The sequence below is a fragment of the Bradyrhizobium sp. CER78 genome (assembly GCF_029846235.1).
Classification (GTDB): Bacteria; Pseudomonadota; Alphaproteobacteria; order Rhizobiales; family Xanthobacteraceae; genus Bradyrhizobium.
In genome coordinates, this window is the sequence record NZ_JARVWP010000001.1 from 36,415 (window position 1) to 54,927 (window position 18,513).

Annotated in this window: 16 protein-coding genes; 10 read left to right on the forward strand and 6 right to left on the reverse strand. The window is 63.7% G+C overall.

Annotated elements, in window-relative coordinates; genetic code table 11:
- Positions 1 to 193: 193 nt before the first annotated feature.
- The 7 genes from QDT69_RS00150 to QDT69_RS00180 are packed head-to-tail and all read left to right on the forward strand — an operon-like array spanning position 194 to position 8,742.
- Positions 194 to 1,423, forward strand: a complete 1,230-nt coding sequence (locus QDT69_RS00150; RefSeq protein WP_279704654.1) for an NAD(P)-binding domain-containing protein — start codon at positions 194 to 196, stop codon at positions 1,421 to 1,423.
- Positions 1,420 to 2,211, forward strand: coding sequence for a glycosyltransferase family 2 protein (locus QDT69_RS00155; protein WP_279704655.1), 792 nt, complete (start codon positions 1,420 to 1,422; stop codon positions 2,209 to 2,211). Before QDT69_RS00150 ends, QDT69_RS00155 begins: the two co-directional genes overlap by 4 nt.
- A gap of 46 nt (positions 2,212 to 2,257) precedes the next feature.
- Complete coding sequence (locus QDT69_RS00160) at positions 2,258 to 3,412, forward strand: glycosyltransferase family 4 protein (protein WP_279704656.1); 1,155 nt, start codon at positions 2,258 to 2,260, stop codon at positions 3,410 to 3,412.
- On the forward strand, positions 3,409 to 5,379 hold the full coding sequence (locus QDT69_RS00165; protein WP_279704657.1) for a hypothetical protein: 1,971 nt from the start codon (positions 3,409 to 3,411) through the stop codon (positions 5,377 to 5,379). The genes QDT69_RS00160 and QDT69_RS00165 overlap by 4 nt, the downstream gene beginning before the upstream one ends.
- On the forward strand, positions 5,366 to 6,124 hold the full coding sequence (locus tag QDT69_RS00170) for a hypothetical protein (RefSeq protein ID WP_279704658.1): 759 nt from the start codon (positions 5,366 to 5,368) through the stop codon (positions 6,122 to 6,124). The genes QDT69_RS00165 and QDT69_RS00170 overlap by 14 nt, the downstream gene beginning before the upstream one ends.
- A 15-nt stretch (positions 6,125 to 6,139) precedes the next feature.
- Positions 6,140 to 7,417, forward strand: coding sequence for a glycosyltransferase family 4 protein (locus QDT69_RS00175; RefSeq protein ID WP_279704659.1), 1,278 nt, complete (start codon positions 6,140 to 6,142; stop codon positions 7,415 to 7,417).
- Positions 7,408 to 8,742, forward strand: a complete 1,335-nt coding sequence (locus QDT69_RS00180) for a hypothetical protein (RefSeq protein ID WP_279704660.1) — start codon at positions 7,408 to 7,410, stop codon at positions 8,740 to 8,742. The genes QDT69_RS00175 and QDT69_RS00180 overlap by 10 nt, the downstream gene beginning before the upstream one ends.
- Here the strand turns inward: QDT69_RS00180 and QDT69_RS00185 are convergent.
- From QDT69_RS00185 to QDT69_RS00200, 4 genes are all read right to left on the reverse strand, one after another.
- Complete coding sequence (locus QDT69_RS00185) at positions 8,730 to 9,998, reverse strand: GNAT family N-acetyltransferase (RefSeq protein WP_279704661.1); 1,269 nt, start codon at positions 9,996 to 9,998, stop codon at positions 8,730 to 8,732. The genes QDT69_RS00180 and QDT69_RS00185 overlap by 13 nt on opposite strands.
- Before the next feature lie 203 nt (positions 9,999 to 10,201).
- Positions 10,202 to 12,037 carry a polysaccharide biosynthesis/export family protein gene (locus QDT69_RS00190; RefSeq protein WP_279704662.1) on the reverse strand — a complete coding sequence of 612 codons (1,836 nt, stop codon included), beginning with the start codon at positions 12,035 to 12,037 and terminating at the stop codon, positions 10,202 to 10,204.
- A 257-nt stretch (positions 12,038 to 12,294) separates the two neighbouring features.
- A complete protein-coding gene (locus QDT69_RS00195) occupies positions 12,295 to 12,630 on the reverse strand; it encodes a hypothetical protein (RefSeq protein ID WP_279704664.1) in 336 nt (111 codons plus the stop codon).
- A gap of 76 nt (positions 12,631 to 12,706) precedes the next feature.
- Positions 12,707 to 13,771 (reverse strand): hypothetical protein, encoded by a 1,065-nt coding sequence (locus tag QDT69_RS00200; protein ID WP_279704666.1) that lies wholly within the window; start codon positions 13,769 to 13,771, stop codon positions 12,707 to 12,709.
- 31 nt (positions 13,772 to 13,802) lie between these two features.
- Here QDT69_RS00200 and QDT69_RS00205 point away from each other — a divergent pair, with 31 nt between their 5' ends.
- Positions 13,803 to 14,573: a GDSL-type esterase/lipase family protein gene (locus QDT69_RS00205; RefSeq protein WP_279704667.1), complete on the forward strand. Its 771-nt coding sequence runs from the start codon at positions 13,803 to 13,805 to the stop codon at positions 14,571 to 14,573.
- A 121-nt stretch (positions 14,574 to 14,694) separates the two neighbouring features.
- On the opposite strand, the gene QDT69_RS00210 is transcribed toward QDT69_RS00205, so the two are convergent.
- Positions 14,695 to 14,904, reverse strand: a complete 210-nt coding sequence (locus QDT69_RS00210; RefSeq protein WP_050424668.1) for a hypothetical protein — start codon at positions 14,902 to 14,904, stop codon at positions 14,695 to 14,697.
- A 114-nt stretch (positions 14,905 to 15,018) separates the two neighbouring features.
- Entirely contained in the window at positions 15,019 to 16,266 is a 1,248-nt protein-coding gene (gene dinB / locus QDT69_RS00215; RefSeq protein WP_279704669.1) for a DNA polymerase IV, read from the reverse strand.
- A 332-nt stretch (positions 16,267 to 16,598) separates the two neighbouring features.
- Here dinB and QDT69_RS00220 point away from each other — a divergent pair, with 332 nt between their 5' ends.
- Positions 16,599 to 16,865 (forward strand): hypothetical protein, encoded by a 267-nt coding sequence (locus QDT69_RS00220; RefSeq protein ID WP_074126508.1) that lies wholly within the window; start codon positions 16,599 to 16,601, stop codon positions 16,863 to 16,865.
- Between the two features lie 239 nt (positions 16,866 to 17,104).
- A complete protein-coding gene (locus QDT69_RS00225; RefSeq protein ID WP_279704670.1) occupies positions 17,105 to 18,250 on the forward strand; it encodes a hypothetical protein in 1,146 nt (381 codons plus the stop codon).
- Positions 18,251 to 18,513 lie beyond the last annotated feature (263 nt).

An 18,513-nucleotide genomic window follows, 5' to 3' on the forward strand; every position in this document is an offset into this window, starting at 1 on the left:
ATAACTACAAAGAGCTAATCATCTATCGCGCTTCCACTGCGAAGCGGCATCAGCAATCCTCCTCGTCTCAGGCTAGCTGGAAGAGGGCCGCCCGGAGAGAGTTTAGCGTGTTTATCTCCCGATCTCTTTTTAGTTGCGTCTTGATTTTTGTTCACGTGCGGGAGGTGCGCATATGGGCCGATCGAGCACATCCGTGGATGTGGCCGTCATAGGAGCCGGCCCCTACGGCTTGTCGCTTGCCGCGCATTTGCGCGCACGCGGTGTGGAGCACCGGATCTTCGGTGAGCCGATGGGCCCCTGGAAGCACAACATGCCCCGCGGCATGCTGCTGAAATCCTATCCCTGGGCAACGTGTCTCTCCGATCCCGCGTCGGAATTCACCGTGAAGTCGTTCTGCACCGAACGCGCCCTGCCCTATCATGACGCGCTGACACCGTTGACGCTCGAGCGGTTCATCGAGTACGCCGAAGCCTTCCGTATGCGGTACGTGCCGGCGGTGGAGAGCAAGGCACTCACCGCGTTGGAGGCCGCAGGCGACGGCCTTCGTGCCAGCTTTGACGACGGCGAGACGGTCAACGCGCGGCGCGTCGTGGTTGCAGTCGGCCTGCATCCGTTCAAGCGCCTGCCGCAGGACGTCGCGCATTTCCCTGCCGAGCTGTGCTCGCACAGCGGCGACTATGGCCCGCTCGACCCATTGGACGGAAAGGACGTTATCGTGGTCGGATCCGGATCGTCGGCGACGGACCTGGCCGCGCTGCTCCACGAACGCGGAATCTCGGTTTCACTCGTTGCGCGCGCACAGCAGCTGCGTTTCGCCAACCGGCCCCGCAATCGCTCTTCCATCGAGCGGGTGGTCGCGCCGTTGAGCGGTATCGGCCCGGGCTGGGCGCTCTCGGCCTGCGCGAAGTATCCTCAGCTCATCCAGCTGCTGCCGGAGGAGCGTCGCATCCAGCTCGCCAATCCCAAGGCGCTGGGGCCCCTGGGCGGTGCCTTCGTGAAGGACCGCGTCGTCGGAAAGGTGCCCATGTGGCTCGGCACCTCGATCCAAGGCATCGAGATCCGCAACGGCAAGGTGCAGCTCAACGTGGTCAACGCCGGCCGGCCTGCGCTGCAGACCGACCATGTGATCTTCGCGACCGGATACAAGACCGACCTAAGCCGGCTGAGCTTTCTGAACCAAACGCTGCTGCGCCGCATCCGCCAGGTCGAGGGGGCGCCGCAGCTTTCATCGCATTACGAGACCTCGGTCCCGGGCCTGCATTTTATCGGTCCCGCCGCGGCAAACAGCTTCGGCCCGGTGTGTCGGTTCGTCTACGGGACCTATCACCCCGCTCGGGCTCTCGCACAATACTTGTCAAGCATACTTGTACGCGCGCGACCTGCGCTCCAGGTCCGGCCTTTTGATCGCACGGTGTTGCCATGAACGCTCCTGTCGCCAATAGCCTGTCCTACATCAGCAAAGTACCAGCACCAGACGCGATCAATCTCGCGCTAGGACGGCCGCTGATGATGCCGCGCGTGAGCTTCGTCGTCCCGACCCTCAATGAAGCCAAGAACCTCCCCTGGCTGCTGCCGCGCATCCCGACATGGGCGCATGAAGTCATCATCGTGGACGGACGTTCGACAGACGACACGGTCGCCGTAGCGCGCGGCCTGCGCGAGGACGTGAAGGTCGTGATGGAGCCGCGCCGCGGCAAGGGCGCCGCGCTGCAGGCCGGATTCCGCGCCGCCACCGGCGATATCATCGTCATGATCGACGCCGACGGCTCGATGGTCCCCGAGGAAGCGATCGTCTTTGTCGGCGCGCTGATCGCCGGCGCCGATCTGGTCAAGGGCTCGCGCTTCCTCCAGGGCGCAGGGACCGACGACATGTCGACGTTCCGGATGCTGGGCAATTGGGGGCTCACCATGATGGTGCGCATGCTCTATGGCGGCTCGTTCTCCGACCTGTGCTACGGATACATGGCATTCTGGACCAAGCACGTCCCCACCCTCAATTGCGACTGCGACGGCTTCGAGATCGAGACCCTCATCAATGTGCGGGCTCTGAAGAATGAGCTGAACATCGTCGAAGTCGCGAGCTTCGAAGCTCCGCGTATCAGCGGCTTGAGCAATCTGCGCGCCATTCCCGACGGCTGGCGCGTCCTCAAGACGATCCTGCGCGAGAAGGTGCGTTCTCCGGTTTCGCTCGTCGCCTATGGTTATCCATAGCCGGTACGAGCGGGACGCAAGTCCACGATGACGGTGGGTGAGCCGCATGCGTATCCTGATGGTTGCCGCCCGCTGCTACCCGTTCGTCGGCGGTATCGAAACCCACATCCAGGAGGTGGGTCCCCGTCTTGTGGCGCGTGGCTACTCGGTCGACGTGCTCACGACCGATCCTTCGGGAAAGCTGCCGGTTGAAGAGAACGTCCGCGGCATGTGCGTGCGGCGCGTGCCGGCCTGGCCAAGGGAGTTGGATCTCTATGTTGCACCACAAGTCTATTCCGCGATCCGGCGCGGATCCTGGGACCTGATCCACTTCCAAGGCTACAACACTTTCGTGAGTCCGATCGGCCTGCTCGCGGCCGTCCGCACCGGCGTCCCGTTCGTCCTGACCTTCCACAGCGGCGGGCATTCCTCGCGGTTGCGGAATGCCGTGCGCAGCACACAGCGCGCGCTGCTCCGCCCGCTGGTGGCGAAAGCCGCACGGCTGATCGGCGTCTCCGAATTCGAGGCCAGCTTCTTCAGCACGAAGATGGGCATCCCTCGGGAACGATTTGTGGTGGTCCCGAATGGCGCCGCGATGCCGGCCGCCAGCCCCGGCGTCAAGGTCGATCCGTGCCTGATCGTCTCGAGCGGCAGACTGGAGCGTTACAAGGGCCATCACCGCCTGATCGCGGCGATGCCGGGCTTGAGCCGCAGGATGCCGAATGCGCGCCTGCACATCGTCGGAACGGGGCCTTACGAGGGCGAACTGCGCCGTCTCGTCAGTGCGCTCAGTCTTGAGGATCGGGTCACCATTGCGGGCATCCCGGGCTCCGAGCGGCAGAGAATGGCCGACCTGCTGGCGAGCGCCGGCCTGTTCGTGCTGCTGAGCGACTACGAGGCTCATCCCGTTGCCGTGATGGAGGCGCTGTCGCTGCGCCGGCCGGTCCTTGTCAGCGACACGTCGGGACTGCGGGAGCTCGCAACCAACGGCCTGTGCCGCGCGCTTCCGCGTGACGCGGGTCCGGATGAGATCGCTGGCGCGATGGCCGAAGAGCTCGAGGCACAGCGAGAAATCCCCGATCTGGCCTTGCCGGATTGGGACGCCTGCGCAGAGGCGCTGAGTGACGTTTATCGTGACGTGGCGGGCAACCCGTCGACGGTCAGTTTCCCGCACGACGGCGCGCTGGGCTTGCGATCCGCCATGAGGGCACGCGGCGGATGATACGGGCCTATTTCAACGCCGAAACCGCGATCGCGCCGGCGCGAGCCTGGATGCATTCCATCCTTGGCATTATCGGCCCTGACCTGCGCGGTGGCGACACCGAGACAGCGCCGGATTCCGCGAACTCGAATTGGATTGCGGCGCTGTGCCTGGTCGTCGCCGTGGCCCTGCTGCTGGTTGCGGCCGGACAGGGAGCCGGTCGTCGCGGCAATGACGTGGCGCCGCTGCTGTTCTGGTCCGGTACCCTGCTTGTGGTCGTTCCGACCAGCCTTCGCATCGCTTGGCCGAGTGTGGCCCGGGGCGAGCGTCTCTTCCTCCTGGTTCTCCTTGCCGTTGCCCTGTTCTTCCACAAGACCATGTATTCGCCGACGGGTTTCGCGCACCATGACGAATACCTGCATTGGATCGCGGCTGAAGATCTGACGACCGCCCGCCGGCTCTTCCTGTCCAATCCGCTCTTGCCGATCGCTTCGGCGTATCCCGCACTCGAGATCGTGACGACGGCAATCACGAATCTCACCGGCTTGCCTCTATTTGCGACTGCGACCCTCCTGTTGGCAGTCCTGAAAGGTACCCTCATCACCGCCCTGTTTCTGTTCTACGAGAGGATTACGGGGTCTGCGCGCATCGCGGCCATCGCCTGCCTGACCTACATGGGTTGCTCGACCTTCGTGGTGTTCGAGTCGATCTTCTCCTACGAGAGCATCGCCTTCGTGCTGTGCATCTTGATTCTCGCGGTCGAGGCTGCATCGAAGGATCTCGTCGGGCGATCAAGGTTGAGCGCACTCGTTCTGATCGCACTGCTCGTGGCGAGCCTTGCGGTCGCACATCACCTTACGGCAGCCTTTGTCGCCTTCTACCTTGGCATGCTGGCGGCCTTGGAGGCCTCGCGGCGAGACGTCTCGCTCCGGGTCCAGGCCAGGATCGCCATGGGCGCCACCGCGGTACTTGCCGTCGTCATCCCGCTGCTATGGGTGCTGGCGCACGGCAATCCTTTCACCGGTTACATCGGCCCCGTGGTCGAAACCGGGTTCAAGGCGCTGCTGGCGAAGATCACAGGCACCAGCACCCCACAATCAGAGCACGTCAGCCCGCCGTCCCAGCCCGTCTTGGTGCGCCTGACCACCTTGCTCGCTATCCTGCTCATTTCTGTCGGGCTGGCGACGGGCTTCTTTCGATCGCTGGCCATGACAGCACCGGCCAACCTGCGGTCAGGCTGGCGTCCGATTCAAGCCATCCTCAAACGACGCTGGCGCGACAGCCGCGTCGTGCTGCTCACCTTGCTGGCCTGCGGCTTTCCTATCTCGGTTGCATTCCGCTTGACCGTGAACGGGTGGCAAATCGGCAACCGGATGGGAACGTTCGTCTTCATCGGCGTCGGATTGGTCGTTGCAGTCGGTATCATCCATTTCTGGCAGGGCCGCGCGGCACGCGGATGGCGCCGGATCGTACCGCCCGCAGCGATCTCGGTCATCGTCATGGGCGGGGTCACGGCGGGCTCACTCGAACCGATCCGTGGACCTTACAAGGTGGCATCGGATGCGCAGTCAATCGAGCGCATGGGAATCGAGACGTCGCTCTGGGCCAAGGAATGGCTTGGGCCAGGCAATCGCTTCACCAGCGATCGGGTCAATCGTCTGCTGCTTGCAAGCTACGGCCGGCAGGACGTGAGAACCAAGATCAACCCGGCCATCTACGCTGCTCGCGTGTTCAGGCGTGACAAACTCGGACCAGACGATTTCTACGCTCTCGCCAGGAGCGACCTTGATTTCCTGCTGGCGGATCTCCGTCTGACCACTGCGCCGCCAGTCCTTGGTTTCTACTTCGAGCCATGGGAACCGCAACAGGGAACGCAGCTCTCGGCCGACGAGCTGCTGAAGTTCAATGACGTCAAAGGTGTCACCCGCACTTTCGACAACGGCTATCTCATCATCTATGATTTGAGAGGACTGCATGGCGAGCCCTGACAAGCGGGACCTGCTCGGCGCCTGCATATGGGCAGGAGCGATCGTGGCTGCAGTTGCGGTCAGCGACAGCATGCTGCTGCGGGTCATCCTGGGCGTGCCCATGGTCCTCCTTATCTCCGGCCATGCGGTGTTGCGCGCGATCGGCGTAAGGACCGCGTCGCTGACGGAACACATCGTCTGTTCGATTGGCGTGAGCCTCGCTGTCACCATCGCCGGAGGCTTTGTGCTGGATGCCATCGGATTGCTCGTGCCGGTTGGCTGGGCATTCTGGTACCTGGCGGCGACCACAGCCGCGATGCTGCTCGCTCCCAGCGACAGCAACGTCTCGATCCCGAGAGCCTGGCCGGGTCCGCTGCGAATGCAGCGCCGGCAGGCCACGGCGGTCGCGTTGGCGATGCTCGTGACGACGGGAGCTTATGCGCTCGCGATCCACGATCAGGCGGTCGAGCGGCAGTTCAACTACACCGAATTCTGGATGCTGCCCCCGGCCAAGGGCGATCCGGGCCAACTCGTCATTGGCGTACGCAGCGCAGAAGCCCAGGCGCAGCAATACGACCTGGAAGTCACCCTCGAGGGGAAACCGATCGCGGTCATCCGCTCGCTGACGATTGCGCCAGGCGACACCTGGGTGCGGAAGGTCCCTGTGCCCATCCTGGCGGTCCAGCAGAAGGCCGAGGCCCGGCTCTACCGGCCGGCCGACGACAAGCTCTATCGCAGGGTCTCGGCGCTGGTGCCGGGTAGCTGAGACGGAGGCTCGGCGATGCGCATCTTGCTGCTGTCTCAGTTCTATCCCCCCGTAATCGGGGGTGAGGAACGCCATGTCCGCAATCTCGGCGCCGCGCTGGCGCAGCGCGGCCATGACGTAAGCGTCGGGACATTGATGCGGCCCGGATCACCGGAGACCGAACTGGACGGCGCGGTCCGGGTCCATCGATTGCGCGGCACGCTGCAGCGCCTGACGGGACTCCACGCCGATCCCGAGCGGCGGCACGCACCGCCCTTCCCGGATCCCGAACTGGCGCTCGGCCTGAAGCGGCTGATCGATCGCGAGAAACCGGATGTCGTCCACGCCCACAACTGGATCTATGCCTCCTTGCTGCCGCTCAGGGCGCTGACCGGGGCCCGCTTCGTGGTCACGCTGCATGATTATGGCCTGGTGTGCGCCAAGAAGAATCTCATGCATCTCGGAGCCCGGCTGTGCAGCGGACCGGCGCCGGCGAAGTGCCTGCCGTGCGCGGCCCGGCACTATGGCGCCGCGAAGGCGACCGCGACCACCGTCGGCAACTGGGCATCGAGCTTCGCGGCCCGGCGCATCGTGGACCGCTTCATCGCCGTGAGCCACGCCGTGGCAGATCACACCGGGCTCACCCACGGCACTGCGCCATATGAGGTGATCCCCAACTTCGTGCCCGACGATGTCGAGGTGCCCGGTCCGGAGGATGCCTGCCTGCGCGGGCTGCCTGAGGACGGCTTCATCCTGTTCGTCGGCGACATGATGCGTCTCAAGGGCATCGATGTCCTTCTGAAGGCCTATGCCGCTCTGGACCGGCCGCCGCCGCTCGTCTTGATCGGACGCCGCCTCGCCGATACGCCGGCCGAATTCCCGCAGAACGTTCGCACCTTCAGCGCATGGCCGCACTCCGCCATCATGCATGCCTGGCGGCGATCCCTGTTCGGTGTGCTGCCGTCGACCGGCCCGGAGGCGTGTGCCACCGTCATCATGGAAGCGATGGCGTGCGGCAAGGCCATCGTCGCAACCGATATCGGCGGCATGCCGGATCTGGTCGATCACGGCGAGACAGGATTTCTCGTACCGCCCGGCGACGCGCCGGCGCTGGCCGACGCGATGCAGGCGCTGCTGGATGATCGCGCCTTGCTGGCGCGCCTCGGGACGGCAAGCCTGGCCCGGGTGGGACGCCTGAAGGCCGGAACCGTGGTGTCGCAGATCGAACAGGTCTACCGGGATGTCCTGCACGCGGCGCCCGCTGATGTCGCAATGACCGCATACCGGGATTCGGGAGAGCCATCATGCCGATAGACTTCGTCCGGATGGCCATCACACGACTGCGCCAGGCGCTGCAAAAGAGCGCCGCTCTGATCATGAATTCCGGCGCGCTGGCGACCGGAACGGTGGCGACGGCTGCCCTTGGCTTTGCCTATTGGTGGCTCGCAGCCCGGCTGCTTGCGCCTAATGTGATGGGAGTTGCTTCCGGTCTGTTGTCCATGATGAGCCTCGTCACCCTGTTCGGCGAGTGTGGGCTCGCGACCCTGCTCACGGGTGAACTGGTTCGGCATCCCGGCAAGGAGCCCGGGCTCGTCGCGGCAGCAGCTTCGCTTGGCGCGGCGCTGTCGGTAGGTCTGGCCTTGCTGTTTGTCGTCGGGCAGACGTTCCTGATGGGGCCGGCCGGGTCGCTCGATGATTGGTTCGCAGGATTGGCCTTCATCGTCGGCTGCGGCCTGACCAATCTCACCGTCCTGGGCGATCAGGCATTCGTCGGCATTCTCCGCAGCAGCAGCAAGATGATCCGCCTGGTGCTGTTCTCAATCTTCAAACTGATGCTGCTTGCTGGTGTGACCGCCCTCGGCTTCACCTCTGCTACTGCGCTTCTCTGGACCTGGGTGGCCGGATTGCTGGTGTCATGGATCGGGGTCGATCTCTTGACCAAAGGAGGCGCGCGCCGCCTCGTCGGTACCCCCGACTTCAAACTGCTCCACGCGCATCGTCGCCGCGTCTTCGGGCATTATGCACTCGACGTCGCATTGCTGGCGCCGGCCCTTGTCATGCCCTATCTCGTGCTGGTGCTGCTGTCGCCGACCACCAATGCCGCGTTCGTGGCGGTATGGATGCTGGTCTCCGTCGCATCCTTGATTCCATCGGCCATGGCGATGGTGCTGTTTCCCGTCGTCAGGGCAAGCCCGAAGCAGTCGAGGCACAACATCCTCGTGTCGCTCTCGGTATCCCTGCTGTTCTCGCTGGTGTGCGGCGTCTTCATCTTCACCTATTCGCGGCAGATCCTGGCAGTCTTCAATCCGGCCTATCCCGGGATCGCCGGCTCGGACCTGCGCCTGCTCGGATTCAGCCTGCTTGGATCAACCCTGAAATTCCATGCCTGCGCGCTCGCGCGGCTGACGGACAGGATGCGCAACGCAGCTCCCTGGTTTGCGCTCGGCGGGCTATTGGAGCTCTGCTTTGCCGCCCTTGGAGCGCATCTCGGTGGACTTCAGGACCTGGTCCTGGGTTGGACGCTCGCCGTCAGCATCGAGGGCGCCTGCGCGGCGCTCTGGTTGATGTCCGCTACGAAGCTGGTTGCCGGCGCCGATCCCCTGCTCCAGGGCTCTGGCGAGGCCGTTCACGGCCGTTGAACGGCCTCGGCCGGGCAGCCATCGTCATTTGCGGTCGAGACCAGCGCTGTCGGGCCGCTCGCTTGCCTTCGCAGAAATCGGCCCAGGACCTGCCTCGCGCGCCGAAGCCGCTCCTCGATGCGGCGCTCCAGGGTATCGGCGCCCAGCACGATCCACATCATCGCGTGCTCGGCATTGGCAAGCTGGGACTTGTGCCGGGCAAAGCCCGCCAGGAAATCGTAGCCGCGCTCCCCGCGCGACATGCTGTCCTCGATCGACAGCACATGGCTAACCAGGCCGGGCTTCAGCCGGCCGTCCGGCTCATAGAGGAAGCCGCTCTGATAATTCAGGACATGGCCCTCGTGCACGAAATTGTACAACACGCCGATCGTCTGTCCTGCGACCAGCGTCCGAGACATGCGGACGGCGCCGCTGGGAATTCCGCGTGCAATCAGATCCTCATGAAACGGACGGAAGCCCGGATTGACAAAGGATCCCTTGGATCCCCAGCGCGATTGATGAAAGCCGGCCAGCACGTCGAACGCGGCAAGCGCCTCCGATGTCGTCTCCATGACACGAAACTCGACGGCGCCGCGTTCGGCGTACAGCCTCATGGCACGATTGATCGCTTGCCGGGTGCTGCGGCCCAACGAGGCCCGGTAACTCCCGATCTTGGCATCGATCTTGGTGAAGTCGACCCACCGCGCAACGTCGGCCTCCCGCACATCGGTCAAGAGCCCGCTCCTATCCGCCACGCGTATAGCTGTGGCCTCGAGATCCGGATCAATTCCGGACAGGACAAGCTCGTCGGAAGCGCTCAAGCTGTGCGCCAGGGCGTCGAGACATGCCGCCATGACGGGAGCCGCCAGACCCCGCTCGGCAAGGATGCCGTTATACTCGATGAACAATCGGTCGAAGCGCGCGTCTCCGGTTTCGCTGAGCAGCCAGCGCGCCCGGCCATGCGCTCCGAGGCTCCATACCGTCCGCCGGCAGACGATCGCCAATCCGACGGTCCGCCCCGATGTCTGCGCGATCAGGACGTGCGGATGCGCACCGCGCGGGAGATGGTTCAGCCAAGTGCCGATCCAGAGCCAGGACAGATAGAATGAGCGCGTCGCGCGCGCTTCGAGCTCCCTCCAGCAGGTTTCGAGTTTCGCAATGTCCTGCAAGGGCTCGATGCGGACGTCGATGGGCGCATCATGGCGCCTGGCTTGCTCGACCGAAGCCGCGCGATCGGGTTCCGGTTCGATGACCGAGACAACGTGACCTGCTGCCATATGTCGATCCTGAAACTCCAGCGGCTATGGCGGCGATCCCGAAGAGCGGCCGGGATGGTTCCCACGGCGAAATTTTCATCTTCCAGGTGCGGGATGTGAAGGCGTTATCCCTGGCTACCCATGGCGGCGGGTTGCGCCTCAATTGGGGTAGCTCTCCGGGATATCCGGCGGGCATTCCAAGCGGCACGCCGTGCCGCCGGGCATCACTTTGGACCGGACGCCTGATCCGCAACCGCCCGGCCAATCTCCTGCCGGTTGGTGGCCCGCCCAACCGACGATCGATCGGCCGGTGATGTCGTCGGGGCCGGCGAATTGGCGTGGTTCGAATTGACCTGGTTCGAATTGACCTGGCTCGAGTTCACCTCGGTCGCATTTGCCTGGCTCTTCGCATCGCCGTCACTCAAGATGACGTTCAGGAGATCGCCGGGCTGCAGCACGGTCATCCCGCTGGATTCGATAGCGACCGGTCCGGTCGGCGTTTGCCGCACCACCTGGTAAGTGATCCGTTCTGCTTCTTTGGTGAATTGCGCGCGGGTCGCGGGTAATGTGCTGAGAACCCCCTCGCTGATATTGTACTCGCGCTCATTGTCGCTGATCTGGCGCTCGATGGTCTCGATCTCGAGCTCGAGGTCGCTCCTGACGTCGGACTGGATACGGAATCCTTCGGCCTCGAGCGTGGCAAGGCGCTGCTTCGCCGTCGCGTACTGATTGAGGGCTTCTCGCTTACGCTGCTCGGCGTCGGTGAGCTCGCTCTGAACCTGATTCAGCACCGTCGCGCTGATCACATTGCGTTCCGCGAGCGCGCGCATGCTGTTGGCGCGGTCCTGGCGCAGCTTGACGAGGTCGTCGAGCGCCTCCATGCGGCCATACACAACAACATCCTGCTTGGCCGCCTCCAGCGCAGTCTGAAGCGCGCGCTCACGGTTCGCGCGGGCGGTGGCGATCGCCTTGCGCCGCTCGCCCTGTTCGTGGACAAGGTTGGAGGCCTCATTCGCTCCCACCAGTTCGATCAATCGAAGCGGAATCTTGGGCTCGACGCCGTCGCGCTCGGCCTTCAGCACGGCTGCGCGCGCCAGCAGCTTCAGCATGGCATCCGCCGTCCCGCTCCGCTTCAGGACTTCCCGCACCGCCTCGATCTTCTGCCATGGCTCGGAGGTGCCGCGATCGAGCCCACCGGCCAGCGCCATTGCGTGCAGCACGGTCATGCCGGACACGAACTTGTACGAGCCGGGAGTCTTGACGGGCCCCAGCACGTAGATGGGTGAGCGCTCGATCGATAGAATGTTGACCACTCCCTTGCGGCCGAGCAGACGATCGAAGCTCTCCGCCAGATCGGTACGAACCTGTTGGGTTGACCGGCCGGCAACCTGAATGGTGCCAAGCAACGGCACCGAAATCGTGCCGTCCTCCTGCACGGTGTACGGGACGCTCAGCTCCGGACGCTGCACGAGACCGCGCAAGGCCGAGTTCGACGAGCGTCCCCACTTGTCCTCCTCGACGTCGACGCGTTCGTAGAAGGCGATTGTCAATTTGTCGCCGACCCCGCACAAATCTGCGGCCGGCGTATCGCGCACCGGGGTGGCGATCTTGGAGCGTTCGGCGATCGTAAGAACAGGAGAGGCGCTTGGCGCAACCGTCGCCGTCGGCGGCCCGCTTGGCGAATCCTGCGCCGTCACCGCGGCCACTTGCGCTGCGGCCGGAGACGGCTTGTCGGACCGGGTGCCGAGCGCAGCAAACGCCTTCTGCGCCGTCGCGCGCGAGAATATCTCGACGGCTCCCCAGTTCCTACCCGCGGCCACGACCAGCACGGCGAGGCTGGCGACAACAAGGAGGGCACTTGTTCTTCCCCGTCGAGAGCGGGGTGGCGTGGACCGAGCGGGCGCAGACTTTGCGGGCTCAGACTTTTGTTCGACAACCATGCACGCGGCTTTCGCGTTCAATGCTGGCGGCCACATCGCCGTACGCGACCGTGGCGCCAAATGCGGCACTACGACAAGCAAACACCTGACTATCGTGACCCCTGGCAGGAGGACGCACAACTATCCCATTGTGGGCACCCCTTTTGAGGGAAAGGCGGAAAACCCTGTGCGGGCTGTTATTCGGACCGGATCTCGGGTTCAGGTTCCGCTCGCCATATCGGCTTCGGCAACGGCACGATCGGGCGGGTTGCCGTCCAGTCGCATTTGGGGTGTCGAAGCGAACACACGCAGGATTGCTCACGCGCGCGGGCGCGGTCCGCCGAGGCGTTGCGGCAGCGCGTAGTCGAGGCGATCGGCGCAGTGGCGCAGTGCTCGCTTCAGGTCGCTCTCAACCGTTCGTGCGCTGACATCGAGCTGGCTGCAACCTGCTGCGTTGTTCGTCCCTCGAGCGAGATATGATGCAGGACCTCGCGAGACCGCAGCGGCAACTCGGCAAGCGCGCGTTTGAAGGCGGCGATTTCAGAACGGGCTTCGACAATTCGGACGGTATCGGCGGTTTCGTCGCTGATATCCAATAGCTCGGCAATATCGGACGTGCCGGCGCGGCGACGTTGCGCCCGCCAGCAATCTTTCGCGACATTGAGCGCGATGCGGAGGATATAATCGACGGGGCTGCGTAGCGGGTCGGAATCCGGGATCCGGTCGAGCCGCAAGAACGTCTCATGCGCAGGACCCAGCCCGTATAACGGGCTACGCGAGGCCCCTACGGCCCCTCCGTCGCGCCCCCCTTCAATCAGGCATCCATCTGATGGAAGCCGGATCGGCGGGCCGCGTGGTGGTGTAGGTCACGAGGTCGTATCCTCGCTCGACGACGAGATCGGCAACTTCGACGAAGCCTTCGCCATTCTCTTCCTTCGAGCTATGCAGCGTGACATCGCTCAGGGGAACATCCTGGTTCGTCAGGGACAGCCTGACCATTCCCTGATGATCGCGAATTGGCCTGCAAATCGGAATCAGCCTCGCCTCAAAATTGGTCGGGTGATAGGGCTTGAGACGCAAGTTCTTGTAGAAGGTTCGGTCTCCCTCGATCGACAGCACGCTCTTGCAGGCAGCTGAATTCACCAACAGGCCGCGGACCGATGAATCCGAGCCGATGTGGATCGGATACGTCTCTCCGCGTTCCAGCCTGACACCCGAGAACGTTATCAGCCTCGATGAATATTCGAGCGGAGTACTCGGTATTTGATCCCTGAGCGGGACGCGTTCGTAGGCCGTGAATGCAAATGTGCGTTTGCACTTTGCGCTCGCCGCGCTTCGTATCTTAGTCAAGAAATTGCCAAGGTGCGTGGCTATCACCCCTGACAGGAACTCGGCCGGATGACTGCCGTCTGCATATAGTTCCTTCGCGTCCACGTTCCTGGATTTGACGACGGCGGCGATGACGTCCCTGACGTCAAGGTAGTACCAGTCCTGCTTCTGGCAGACTGAAATGCAGGCGGAGATGATCGTCCTCGATGCGTTGATGTCGCTTACCGGTATGCAAACGAAAACCGGCTCGCAATTGGCGCGTTTGGCAGAATGCCCAATCCACTCAACCCACTTCACAACATCGTAGTAATCGATCGCATTGGCCGAAAGGAGCGAAAAATCGATGACGCACGTGTCGACAATGCAGAACTCCGAGCCCTTGAAGAAATCGCCCTGGGCAAAGTAAGGGCCGAGCAAGGACGGAGATGCCCCGATCCTTCCTGCTGATTTCACTTCAATCGTGTCATCGGCATCCAGAAACTTCTGGAAAAAGCCTGCCTTCAAGATGCTGTTTGACTGTCCCAGGATCGAAATGCTCAGCGACATCGGATTGACTGCCTTCAGATGGAACCGCGCAATGACATCGACAACGCCTGATGGAACGCTCCGCCACACCGCGTCAACGACATCAATCGTCTATGCCGCGGCGACGTTAGCAATGGTCGCGACACTCTGTCTACCGTCGGTGGGACGAGCGCAGAGTGCGCGCGCTGCATGCGACAAGACCGATGCGCAATTCGCCGTGACACCGGCTATGCCGGACAATGCCGATGCTCTACGCAAATATGAGCGAAATGTGTCGGGCTTAACCAGCGACGTTTCGACGGTCATGCTCGGCGACTCGCTTGTCGAGGCGTGGCCGAAGGAGTTGTCAGCCTCGCTCGGTGCCGGGCCGGTGGCCAACCTCGGTGTCGGACGCGACAGGATTCAGAACACGCTCTGGTTCATCGAGCACGAGCGCGAGCGGTTGCGTAAGATCAAGCCGAGGTCCGTCATCGTGCTGGTCGGGACCAACAACATCTACCTCGACAAGCCGTGCGGCGTGATGGAATCCTATCAAAAGCTGTTCGAAGAGATCCGGGCGCTTTGGCCGAACGGCAAGATCTACTCGATCCAGATTCTTCCGCGAGGCGAGCAAATGAAGGGGGCGGCCGAGAACATTGGATCGGTCAATTCCGAACTCAGCCGAAGAAGCCGGGAACTCGGAATCAGGACGATCGACGCCTCGAACATCGCATGCGGACGGACCACGCCGTGCGCGAACTACAAGAGCGATCTCCTGCACCTGACGCCATCCGGATACGAAGCTCTGACCAGGATCGCCAGGGACGGCATCGGTTCATCATAGGCGTTCAGCGCGGCTGCGCGGTAACGAGGCGCCAGCAAGCGCTGCGTCAAGGCTCCGCTGACAGCGATCGCCTGCCGCAATTCGTGCGGCAGGCAAACAGGACCGCGAGCGATCCGATCTCTTAGGTCAGCATCGAGATGATCGATTGCAACTGATCGGATGCTGACGTTACGAGCCCGTCGAACGACGTCTGGCCGTGGGCGGCCGCCCGCAAGATGCATTCGGCAACGGCCGCCTTGAGACCGAACACGGATTGATCGGCCGGGACGCTTGCCATCACCGTCTCTAGCGCATCGCGCATCGTCTGGATCAGTTCGGCGCTGAACTTCATGGCTATCCTCCGCGCGCGCAGGATAGACCGAGCGCGCCAGGCCACTACTCACAAGCCCGCGATTCCAAATTGCCTTTTCTTAATGCGATGACAGACCGGTGAACCGGCGCAGAGCTAGAGATCTTTCTCGGCCAGCTTGCGGAAATCGTCGGGCACCGAGCGAACGACCTCAAGCGCCGCCGAACCGTATCCGATCGCATCCCAGCCAAACCGATCGCGGACCTTGTCGATGGCACGGTCCGCCGCCCAGCGCGCCAGCCCTGCCGGGCTCCCGGCGCGCAGCGCTTCATCGGCCAGTCCAAGCGGAAGCTCGAGCGCGAGATCCCAATGCTCCTCGAGGTGCGACACCGAAATCGCCAGCAGCGAAATGAACTTCTCGCTGGGGTGATCGATAAGCGCGGCGCGCACCAGATTCTCGGCGAGCCGGGCGAGGATCGTCGTCGTGCAGATCGGCGCATCGAGCGTCATCGAGCGCGTCACCGATTTCAGGTCGGCGAAACGAACGCGCACCGTCACGGTTCGCCCGGGCCGGGACTTCGCCCGCAGGCGCGTGGCGACGCGATCGGCGAGATGAAGCAGCGTCGGCCGAATGACTTGCTCGATCGCGGGCTTTCGGCCGAGCGCCGATTGTGCTCCCGCCGAGCGCGCGCGCCGATGCGGCTTGAGTTGTCGCGGATCGCGATTCCAGGACAGCGCCGCGAGCTTCTCGCCCGCCGCGGGACCCAGCAACCGCGTCAACGACCGCTCCGACAATTTGGCGAGTTGACCGATCGTCGAGACGCCGATCGCATCCAGTCGTGTCCGGGTGACCGGTCCCACGCCCCACATCAATTCAACCGGCAATTCATGAAGGAAGCCGAGTTCGGTGTCGGGATCGACGACGACAAGTCCATCGGGCTTGGCAACCTGCGAGGCGATCTTCGCGAGGTGCTTGGTGCGGGCGACGCCGACCGAGATCGCAAGGCCGAGCTCGGTGCGCACGCGTCGTCGGATCGCCGCGGCAATTTCGGCGGGCGCCCCGAACAGATGAGTACAGCCGGCAACGTCGGCAAACGCCTCGTCGATCGAGATGCGCTCGACCAGCGGCGTGAAGTCGCCGATCACCTTGATGGCCGCGTCACCCAGCCGTTGGTAATCGCTGAAATGGCCGCCGACGAAGATGAGCTGCGGGCAAAGCCGGCGAGCTTCCCGTCCCGACATGCCACCGTGCACCCCGAACGCCTTGGCCTCATAGGACGCTGCAAGCACAACGCCGCCCCCGACGGCGACTGGCTTGCCTTGCAGCGACGGCTCGAGCAGTTGCTCGACCGACGCGTAAAACGCATCCAGGTCCGCGTGAAGGATGGTGGCTGCGGCTGCCATCTCGGCCCGTTCATCCTTGACCTGAGCAAGACCGCCCGTCCCTGGACGCTACGACGGTCAAAAGAACAAATCAAGAACATATTCAAACCCGGTCGACCCGGAATTGTCGCAGGCGCACGCGCCGCGAGCGATGCCCGTCTTCGTCCCGCGAGCGTTGGCGTGCGCTGCGCGTCGACGCTCATCTTGGCTCGCGCGATATCGAAGCGAGATATCCACGATCGCACACTTGGCCAAAGACGCGCGCGACGACGCACCGCTCTCGCACCCCCGCTGCGCTGATGCGCGCGGGCCGGCAGCTTTGACGGACGGGCTTTTTCGGGTAGACATCCTGAATGACCGACCACTCTCATCAGGTGGACTTCCAGGCTGCGGCCTACCTATACAAATGGCCTTCTCTCGGCAATTCCAGGCGAGAGGATCGCGCGCCGTATATGATCGTCAACGGAACGCTCGACCAATGCATTCGGGACTTCATGGGCAAGCCCGAGAAGACCCGGCATCTCTACGAGATCCGGACCAAGTCGCAGCCTCCCCTCGTCCCCGATGTGCTGTCGCCTGAGCACGTGATCGAGCTCTCCAGGCTTCGGGAATTTCTCTGAGCTGCGGCGGTGGACTTGATCCCGGCAATCTCGTCCGCACGCGGACTTATCCATCCGTCGTGCGCCTGAAGGCGGATTGTTTGCCCGCGGGGCAACCGCTACAGTCGCCTGGCTCTCCGACTGACGGGCGTCCACGACGGCATGTTTGATCTGCTTCGACCTCCGCTGAGGTTCGCACGTCGCCCGCGCGGCAGAGCAACGGCTGCACGACCGCTTGATGGGACATCGAGGGGCGCCACATGAGATTCAATCTGGCGATCCTGAGCGTGCTGGCCGCAAGACCCGAGCAACGGATCCCGCTCGAAGAGGTCAGCCGCGAAGTCAAACGCATGATCGCCGCGGGCGATGCAGCCACGAAGTTGAAGCGATCGTCCGAGCTTGGCGACGCCGACGTGTTCCAATCCGGATGGGCATCGATCAATGAGACCGGGCTGCAGATCACGGACTCCGGCCTCGCGCTGTGGCGCTCGCTCGAAGCGTCCCGCGCCGAACAGGAACTCGCCGAGCAGGAAGCCGCCGAGCAGGAGCTCGCCGAACCGCAGGCGGAGCGATTGGAGATTGCTGCGGCCGATACGCGCGATGCGACCGGCGATGCCGTGATCGAGCAGCCCGACGATGTTGCCCGCCAATTGCCGCGCCTGATGGAAGAGCTTGCCGATCGCGCGGCCTCGAACACAAGCCGCCTAACTGCAGCACCCGCCCTGCCCGCACGCGCTCCGATTGTCCCCGAGCCGGCATTTGGCTCGATTCATCGGGCGGATCGAAACGATTCCCGGCTGTCGCAACTTGCCGGGTGGCTCGGCGCCAGAATGCCCAAGCTCGGCCGCGCGCGGAAACGGCGATCCGCGGACGACGGACCGGATCGACGCGCCGAAGGCCGCGGCGGAATGACGGGGCTGGCCGTTGCATGCCTCAGCCTGATTTCGGTCGTTGCATGCGTTGCCGTAGCGATCGCACTCGGCCAGATCTCCTCGCTGAAGTCGGACAATGCCGCGCTGCGTCGGGAGTTGGTCCCGCTCAGGGAACGTCTTGCAAGGCTCGAACAGGAAGCTGCGAAACGCGAAGCCGCGGAGCAGGACGAAGCGCGGGACAAGGCCGAAGCGGAGAGGAAGACTGCGGATGCCAGCGAACAAGCTGCGCTCAACCTCTCGCGCGAAGAGATTCAGCTGGTCAGGGAATACATCAAGGCTGCCCCTTCGGCCGGCGCGGGAGCACCGGCCGTCAATGTCGGCGATCCCATCACCGGCGGAATGATTCCGCTGCCGTCGGCGCTGATGCAGAAAGTTCCGCGGCTCATCGGCGCGCGATTTGCGACCCGCAATGGCACCATCATCATCAGCACGCGAAACAGCCGCCGGATCGATGCCGTGCTGATGCCGAACTAGCGTATCATGAGATTAGGTTCAGCTGCATCGGCGTCGAAAGTTCACCTCTCCCTTGGGAGAGGTCGATTTGCGCAGCAAATCCGGTGAGGGGCTGCGGTCTATCGAGGGAGCAAGAGCCCTCACCCGGATTGCCTGGACGATGCTTCGCATCGCCAGGCCCAATCCGACCTCTCCCCGGTGGGGAGAGGTGAAGCGAGCGCGCGGCCAAAGCGATTCGATCTAGGTTCATCGCGCTTTAGCCCAGCGCTACGGCGTCATTTGCC